The organism is uncultured Jatrophihabitans sp., from assembly GCF_964252635.1.
Lineage (GTDB): Bacteria > Actinomycetota > Actinomycetes > Mycobacteriales > Jatrophihabitantaceae > Jatrophihabitans.
In genome coordinates this window covers 37,805-45,282 of the sequence record NZ_CAXUNP010000033.1, presented here as the reverse complement: position 1 = coordinate 45,282, position 7,478 = coordinate 37,805, and the positions used below count along the sequence as shown (strand labels likewise).

The 7,478-nt window shown below is 72.2% G+C and carries 9 protein-coding genes; 4 read left to right on the top strand and 5 right to left on the bottom strand.

What is annotated here, in order from left to right; genetic code table 11:
• Window positions 1–2,048, bottom strand: a 2,048-nt coding sequence (locus ACFFCA_RS14455; RefSeq protein WP_375485958.1) for an APC family permease, incomplete at its 3' end; no start/stop codon positions are given.
• Window positions 2,049–2,119: 71 nt separating this feature from the next.
• Here ACFFCA_RS14455 and ACFFCA_RS14450 point away from each other — a divergent pair.
• Together ACFFCA_RS14450 and ACFFCA_RS14445 are read left to right on the top strand one after the other, a co-directional pair.
• Entirely contained in the window at window positions 2,120–2,788 is a 669-nt protein-coding gene (locus ACFFCA_RS14450; RefSeq protein WP_375485956.1) for a potassium channel family protein, read from the top strand.
• Window positions 2,785–3,498, top strand: a complete 714-nt coding sequence (locus tag ACFFCA_RS14445; RefSeq protein WP_375485954.1) for a potassium channel family protein — start codon at window positions 2,785–2,787, stop codon at window positions 3,496–3,498. The genes ACFFCA_RS14450 and ACFFCA_RS14445 overlap by 4 nt, the downstream gene beginning before the upstream one ends.
• 108 nt (window positions 3,499–3,606) lie before the next feature.
• Here ACFFCA_RS14445 and ACFFCA_RS14440 read toward each other — a convergent pair whose 3' ends face one another.
• The 4 genes from ACFFCA_RS14440 to dut are packed head-to-tail and all read right to left on the bottom strand — an operon-like array spanning window position 3,607 to window position 5,889.
• Window positions 3,607–4,347 (bottom strand): DUF3159 domain-containing protein, encoded by a 741-nt coding sequence (locus ACFFCA_RS14440; protein ID WP_375485953.1) that lies wholly within the window; start codon window positions 4,345–4,347, stop codon window positions 3,607–3,609.
• Window positions 4,348–4,367: 20 nt separating this feature from the next.
• Entirely contained in the window at window positions 4,368–4,730 is a 363-nt protein-coding gene (locus tag ACFFCA_RS14435; protein WP_375485951.1) for an OB-fold nucleic acid binding domain-containing protein, read from the bottom strand.
• A gap of 23 nt (window positions 4,731–4,753) precedes the next feature.
• The gene (locus ACFFCA_RS14430) at window positions 4,754–5,404 is read right to left on the bottom strand and encodes a DUF3710 domain-containing protein (RefSeq protein ID WP_375485949.1); all 651 of its coding nucleotides are present in this window, start codon (window positions 5,402–5,404) and stop codon (window positions 4,754–4,756) included.
• Complete coding sequence (gene dut, locus ACFFCA_RS14425) at window positions 5,404–5,889, bottom strand: dUTP diphosphatase (RefSeq protein ID WP_375485968.1); 486 nt, start codon at window positions 5,887–5,889, stop codon at window positions 5,404–5,406. Before dut ends, ACFFCA_RS14430 begins: the two co-directional genes overlap by 1 nt.
• A 115-nt stretch (window positions 5,890–6,004) precedes the next feature.
• On the opposite strand from dut, the gene ACFFCA_RS14420 reads away from it, so the two are divergent.
• Together ACFFCA_RS14420 and ACFFCA_RS14415 are read left to right on the top strand one after the other, a co-directional pair.
• Window positions 6,005–6,493, top strand: coding sequence for a DUF3093 domain-containing protein (locus ACFFCA_RS14420; RefSeq protein WP_375485947.1), 489 nt, complete (start codon window positions 6,005–6,007; stop codon window positions 6,491–6,493).
• A 54-nt stretch (window positions 6,494–6,547) separates the two neighbouring features.
• A complete protein-coding gene (locus ACFFCA_RS14415; protein WP_375485945.1) occupies window positions 6,548–7,348 on the top strand; it encodes an SDR family oxidoreductase in 801 nt (266 codons plus the stop codon).
• Window positions 7,349–7,478 lie beyond the last annotated feature (130 nt).

Below are 7,478 nucleotides of genomic sequence, written 5' to 3'. Positions count from 1 at the left end.
CCGACCGGTGGGACGGGGGGCGCCGCCGGGGACGGCACCGGTTCGGGCGGAAGCGTGGCCCGGGCCGGCGCGGACGGCCCGTCGGGCCGGTGCGGCCGCTTGTGCGCGGCGTCGGAGTCGAGCAGCCACGGCACGCTCGTGACCATCACGCCGGGGACGAACAGCAGTCGGCCCTTGAGCCGCAGCGCCGACTGGTTGTGCAGCAGCTGCTCCCACCACTTGTCGACGACGTACTCGGGGATGAACACGCTGACGACGTCGCGCGGGCGGTCGGCGCGCAGTTTCTTGATGTAGCCGATGAGTGGTCGCGCGACCTCACGGAACGGCGACTCGAGCACGGTGAGCGCCACCGGCAGGTCGTGGCGCTCCCACTCGGCCTGCAGGGCGCGGGTGTCCTCGTCGTCGACGTTCACGGTCAGCGCCGTGAGGGTGTCGGGACGCGTCGCCTTGGCGAAGGCCAGCGCGCGGAGCGTGGGCTTGTGCACCTTGGACACCAGCACGATGACGTGGTTGCGCGACGGCAGCACGAGGCCGATGTCGTCGCTGACCAGTTCCTCGGAGACCCGCGTGTAGTGCTTGTTGATGGCCCGCATGATCAAGTAGAGGATCGGCATGGCGATGAGCACCAGGTACGCGCCCTTGGTGAACTTGGTCAGGATCACCACGACGAGCACGATGCCGGTGAAGCTCGCGCCGAAGGCGTTGATCGCGCGGGACCGCATGATCCTGGAGCGCTCGGCGGGGTCACGCTCGGTGCGCAGCGCGCGGTTCCAGTGCCGCACCATGCCCGTCTGCCCCAGGGTGAAGGACGTGAACACCCCGATGATGTAGAGCTGGATCAGGCGGGTGACGTCGGCCTTGTAGATGACGATCAGGATGCCCGCCACCACGGCCAGGGCGACGATGCCGTTGCTGTAGGCCAGGCGGTCGCCGCGGTTGTTCAGCTGGCGCGGCAGGTTGCTGTCGCGGGCCAGGATGGACCCCAGCAGGGGGAAGCCGTTGAACGCGGTGTTGGCGGCCAGCACCAGGATCAGCGCCGTGGTGGCCTGCACGTAGAAGAAGCCCACCGAGTGGGGCCCGCCGAACACCGCGCCGGCGACCTGGGCAATGACCGTTCGTTGCGGCCGGTGCTGACAGTTCGGTGCCCCCTGCAGCAGACAGCTGTTGGACGTCGGGTCGGTGATGTGCACCTTGGTGATCAGGGCCAGCACCGTGATGCCGACGAACATCGACACCGCGATGGCGCCCATCGCCACCAGGGTCAGCTGCGCGTTCCGGGCCTTCGGCGGCTTGAACGCGGGGACACCGTTGGCAATGGCCTCGACACCGGTCAGCGCCGTGCAGCCGGACGAGAACGCGCGCAGGGTGAAGAACATGAGCGCGAAGAAGCCGAGCGAGCCGTACCCGTGGTGGGCCTCCACGCCGTACTTCGCGCTCTCGGACATCGGGGCGTCGCCGACGATCGCCCGGATCAACCCGGTGGCGATCATGATGAACACGCCCGCCGCGAACAGGTAGGTGGGCGCGGCGAAGGCGAGACCGGCCTCGCGCAACCCGCGCAGGTTGATCGCGGCCAGCACCACGACGAACCCGACGGCCATCAGGACGCGGTACTCGTGCAACGACGGCGCGGCCGAGATGATGTTGTCGACGCCCGAGGACACCGACACCGCCACGGTCATGACGTAGTCGACGAGCAGCGCACTGGCGACCACGACCCCGGCCGCCTTGCCGATGTTCTTCGACGCCACCTCGTAGTCGCCGCCGCCGGTCGGGTAGGCCTTCACGAGCTGTCGGTAGCTGAGCACCACGGCGGTCATGAGCACGACGACGGCCACGGCCAGCCACGGCGCCAGGTACAGGTAGGCGGTGCCGCCGACGGTCAGGACGAGCAGGATCTCCTGGGTCGCGTACGCCACGCTGGACAGCGCGTCGCTGGCGAAGATGGGCAGGGCCAGCCGCTTGGCGAGCAGGGTGTGCCCGGCCTGCTCGCTCGACATGGGGCTGCCGATGATGACGCGCTTGAGCACCCGGGTGAATCTGGCCACGACGCGCACAATACGGCGGCCCCAGCGGTATCTGCACCGCCCTGCCCCCGCGGTGTGTAGCGTCCTGCGCCGTGCACATCGTCATCATGGGCTGCGGACGCGTCGGGGCCGCGCTCGCGATGCAGCTCGCGCCGCTCGAGCACTCGCTCGCGATCATCGACCAGGAGCCCCTGGCGTTCCGCCGGCTCGGCGAGGACTTCCCCGGCCGGCAGGTCAAGGGCGTCGGGTTCGACCGCGAGACCCTCATCGAGGCGGGCATCGAGGAGGCCGGCGCCTTCGCGGCCGTCAGCAGCGGCGACAACTCCAACATCATCGCGGCCCGGGTGGCCCGGGAGACCTTCGGCGTGCAACGCGTCGTCGCCCGGATCTACGACCCGAAGCGGGCCGAGGTGTACGAGCGGCTCGGCATCCCGACCGTGGCCACCGTGCCGTGGACGGCCGGTCGGCTGATGAAGTCGGTGCTCGGCGAGACGTCCGCGGTGGCCTGGCGCGACCCGTCCGGCGCGGTGGCCGTCGTGGTCGTCGTCCCGCACGAGGGCTGGGTGGGCACGAAGCTCACCGACTTCGAGGCGCTGACCGGCACACGCGCCGCCCTCTACACCCGCTTCGGCATCGGCAACCTGCCCGTCGCCTCGACCCTCATCCAGGCGGGCGACAAGCTGTCCATGCTCACCACCGACGAGAACGCCCAGGCCTTGCGCGAGATCGCCGCCAAGGCGCCCGAGGGGAGCACCGGATGAGGGTCGCCATCGCCGGGGCCGGAGCGGTCGGGCGCTCGATCGCCCGCGAGCTCCTCGAGAAGCACCACGAGGTCCTGCTCATCGACAAGGACCCCACCAAGGTCCGCGAGGACCGCATCGACGGTGCCACGTGGTTGCTCGGCGACGCGTGCGAGGTCGCGAACCTGGAGGAGGCCCGGCTCGAGGACTGCGACGTCGTCGTCGGCGCCACCGGTGACGACAAGACCAACCTGGTCGTGTCCCTGCTGGCCAAGACCGAGTTCGCGGTGCGCCGCGTGGTCGCGCGGATCAACCACCCTGCCAACGAGTGGCTGTTCACCGAGGCCTGGGGCGTCGACACCGCCGTCTCGACGCCGCGGGTGCTGGCCTCGCTCGTCGAGGAGGCCGTCGAGGTCGGCGACATCGTCCGCCTGTTCGGCATCCGCGAGGGTCAGGCGAACCTCGTCGAGCTGACGCTGCCCGAGGACGCGCCGTGCGCGGGATACCCCGTCCGCGACCTGCGCCTGCCGAAGGACACCACGCTCGTCGGCATCGTGCGCGGCCGGCGCGTCATCTCCCCCTCGCCCGAGGAACCGCTGGAGGCCGGCGACGAACTGCTGTTCGTGACGCTGCCCGAGGCCGAGGACGCCCTGCGGGCCGCCGTACTCCCCCGGGACGGCGACGAGACGGCCGACGACGCCCCGACGGCATACGACCCGCTCAGCGGCTGAATCCGGCTGGGCTGAATCCGGCTGGGCTGAATCCGGCTGGGCTGAATCCGGCTGGGCTGGGTCCGGCTGGGCTGGGTCCGGCTGGGCTGGGTCCGACTGAAACCTGGTTCAGCCGGATTCGACGACCTGTTTGCGGGCCCGGCGGACGACCAGCACGCTGAAGCCGATGGCGGCGATGAACAGCGGATAGCCCATCGCGATCCGGGCGAACGCCAGCCACCCCGTCGCGTTCGCGCGGTAGAGGATCAGTTGGACGATGCCGCGCACCAGGAAGACGACGGTGCCGGCCAGGGTGGCCCAGGTGTAGGCGATCAGGAGCGGACGGCGGCGGTACCAGGGCACGGCCACGCCGGCTCTGCCGGTCCCGGCGCCGTCCTCGGGCGTCCCGCCGTCGCCGGGGCCGTCCTTGACCGGCGTCGGGTCGAGGAACTCCCAGGCCAGCCCGACGAGCGGGCGCCGCACGACGACCGAGATCGCGAACGGCACTGCGTACAGGAAGCTGGTGATGATCCCGAGCAGGAAGTACCCGCGGGCCTGGCCCGTCCGGGCGGCGATCACCGCGGCGACGACGACGCCGAGCAGCCCCGACAGGGCCTGCTGCACCGGCTGCTTGCGCACCAGGCGGTAGCCGGCGAGCACGAGCGCGCTGCCCACGGCGGCCACGATCGCCACGCGCAGGTCGCTGAGCACATTGACGATGACGAACACCGTGGTGGGGACCGCCGCGATCAGCGCCCCGGACCACCCGCCGATCCCGTCCAGCATCTGCTGGCGGTAGGTCTCGCGCAGGTCGCGCTTGGCCGGCGCGTCCTCGCGTGCGGGGTCCGGCGGGTCACCGCGGTCGTCCATGGGATGCGTGGCGGGCGCGTTCAGGACCCGGGAGCGAGCAGCTCGTACCACGGGTTGTAGATCGCGAGCCGTCCGTCGTGCTCGCCGACGCGCCCGTAGGCGAGCACGCGGCGGCCGGGCTCGATGCCGGGGATGCGACGCTGCCCAAGCCACACGAGGTCCAGTGACTCGGTGCCGTCGAACAGCTCGGCCTGCAGGGTCGGGACGGTCTCGCTCGGGGTGTAGACGACGGCGCACAGCCGCCCCACGACCTTGACGCGGTTGCCCCGCCGCAGGTCGCACACGGGCATGCAGGAGCGCTTGCCGACCTTTTCCTGCAGCTCGGCGGCGTCGAGGTTCTCGGCGCTGGCCGTCAGCCGCTGCAGTAGCGATGCGCGTCCCACGAAGCCAGGGTAACTCCCTGCGGTCAGGTCCCGGGAGTGGAACCGGGCTCGGGGAGCTCGACCCCGCTGGGGAGCTGCAACGGCACCGGCTCCCGGACCGGCAGCGGTTCGGTGCCGCGCACGACCACGACGCCACGCAGCGCGTCCTCGAGCGGCGCCGCGGCGTCCGCGTCGGTCGCCACCGGCCCCGCGAACAGGGCACGCAGGAACCAGCGCGGCCCGTCGACGCCGACGAAACGCACCGGCACGGTGCCCCGCCCGCTGTCGTCGGCGACGGTGCCGTGCAGCTCGGTGCCGAACGGCCCCTCCTTCTCGCTCGGCACGGGGCGACGCTGGCCTCGGAGCGAGTCGGCGATCTCGGCGCGGACCTCGTCCCAGATGCCCTCGTTGCGCGGCGCGGCGAACACGCCGAGCTGCATGGTGCCCTGCGGGCCGGCGAGTGTGGCCGCGATGACCTGCTGGACCTCGTTGAGCTCGACCTGGATGTCGAAACCCTCGCCCACCGGGATCTGCAGCGCGCCCAGGTCGACGCGTTCGACCTCGTCGTCAGGGGCGTCGCGCTCGTCGAACGGCCCGGTGGTCGCGTCGGGCTCGACGCGGACCCTCGTCTCCCACGGTGGCGTCGCGTCGATCTTCGATGCTTCGGTGCGTTTCTGCCTGCGTCGTCCCGGCACTACTGGTGTCCTCCCTCGGACGGTTGCTGGTCGGCGGCGTGCAGCGTGCCGAGAGCGGCGGCACCGCCGGTCGAGCCGTGGCCCCCGGACCCGCGCGCCGAGTCGGGCAGCTCGTCGACCTCGACGAAGCGGGCCCGCTCGACCCGCTGGACGACGAGCTGGGCGATGCGCTCGCCCCGTGCGAGCACGAGCGGGTTGGCCGAGTCGTGGTTGATGGCGATGACCTTGATCTCGCCGCGGTAGCCGGCATCGACCGTGCCCGGGGCGTTGACCAGGCCGAGGCCGGCGCGGGCGGCGAGCCCGGACCGGGGGTGGACGAACGCGGCGTAACCGGCCGGCAGCGCGACGGCGAGCCCGGTCGGCAGCACGGCACGCTCGCCCGGGTCGAGGGTCACGTCGACGGCGGTCACGATGTCGGCGCCGGCGTCACCCGGGAGCGCGTAGAGCGGCAGCGGAAGAGCGGCGTCGAGCCGCCGGACGAGCACCTCAGGACCGCGGTCGGGCTCGGCGTCGAAGGGGTCGCGCGAAGAACCGGGCCCAGGCGTTCGGGCTGCGATCTCAGCGTCGGTCTGCACGGAGGCTGAGGCTACCCTCGACCACATGGCCACCGGCAGCGACAGTCCCCGCGGACCGGCCGCCGGGACCTCGCTCGGCTACCGCGAGACGCTGCGCACGCCGTGGTGGTGGTACCTCGTCGCCGTCGGGGTCGCCTGCCTGCTCGCCGCCGAGTTCCGCATCGGCGGCCTGCCGCTGACGTCGTGGGTGCCGTTCGTCGTCCTCATCCCGCTGTTCATGCTCTTCGTCTGGTGGTTGGGCCGCAGCCGGCTCGAGGTCAAGGACGGCGAGCTGCACATCCAGGGCGCCCATCTGCCGCTGCACCTCATCACCGGCACCGTCGGTCTCGACCCGCGCACGCTGCGTCTCGTGGTCGGCCGCGAGGGCGATCCCGCGGCGTTCGTCCAGATCCGGCCGTGGGTCGGCCCGGGTGTGCAGCTGTGGCTCGACGACCCCGACGACCCGACGCCGTACTGGATCGTCAGCACCCGGCACCCGAGGCGCCTCATGTCGGTCGTCGACGCCGCACGCTGACGTCCCCTCGGCCCGTGCGGGCGCGTCGCGGGGGTGCCAACTAGGTTGCTCGGCATGACCTTCACCGATGTCCCGGCCCCGTTCGTCACGCCGACCACCGAGCACGGCCGCCGCTTCGCCGGCCAGGTCGCGATCGTCACCGGCGCCAGCCGCGGCATCGGGCTGGCCGTGGCGCAGCGACTGGTCGACGAGGGGGCCAGGGTCGTCGTCACGGCCCGCAAGCCGGAGGGGCTCGCCGAGGCCGCCGAGCAGCTCGGGTCCGAGGCGGTGACGGTCGCCGGCCGCGCAGACGACCCGGACCATCAGGACGAGGCCGTGCGCACCGCGGTCGAGCGCTTCGGCCGCCTCGACGTCCTGGTCAACAACACCGGCATCAACCCCGCCTACGGCTCCCTGCTCGACCTCGACGAGGGCGCGGCCCGCAAGATCATGGACGTCAACGTGCTGGCCGCACTGGCGTGGACGCGCCGGGCGATCGCCGCCGGGCTGGGGCGCGAGGCGGCCGGCGCCATCGTCAACATGTCGTCGGTGGCGGGCCTGTCCCCCTCGCCCGGGATCGCGTACTACGGCGTCAGCAAGGGCGCGTTGATCAACCTGACCATCCAGCTCGCCGCCGAGCTGAGCCCACACGTCCGGGTCAACGCGGTTGCCCCGGCCGTGGTCAAGACCCGCTTTGCGGCGGCGCTCTACGAGGCCGACGAGGCAAAGGCGGCGGCCGGGTACCCGCTGGCCCGGCTCGGCGTGCCGGAGGACATCGCGGCCGCGACCGCGTTCCTGGCCTCGTCGGACGCGGCGTGGATCACCGGCCAGACGCTGGTCGTCGACGGCGGCGCGGCCCTGAGCCCCCGCCTCTGACCGCACGAGCATCCCCCAACCCCACAACCGTGCGGAACTAAAGGGGCGTGGCCGGCGCGGGCGGGGCCGGGCCGCGGGGGGGGGGGGTGGGGTGGTGGGGGGTGGGGGGTGGTGGGTGGGGGGGGGGGGG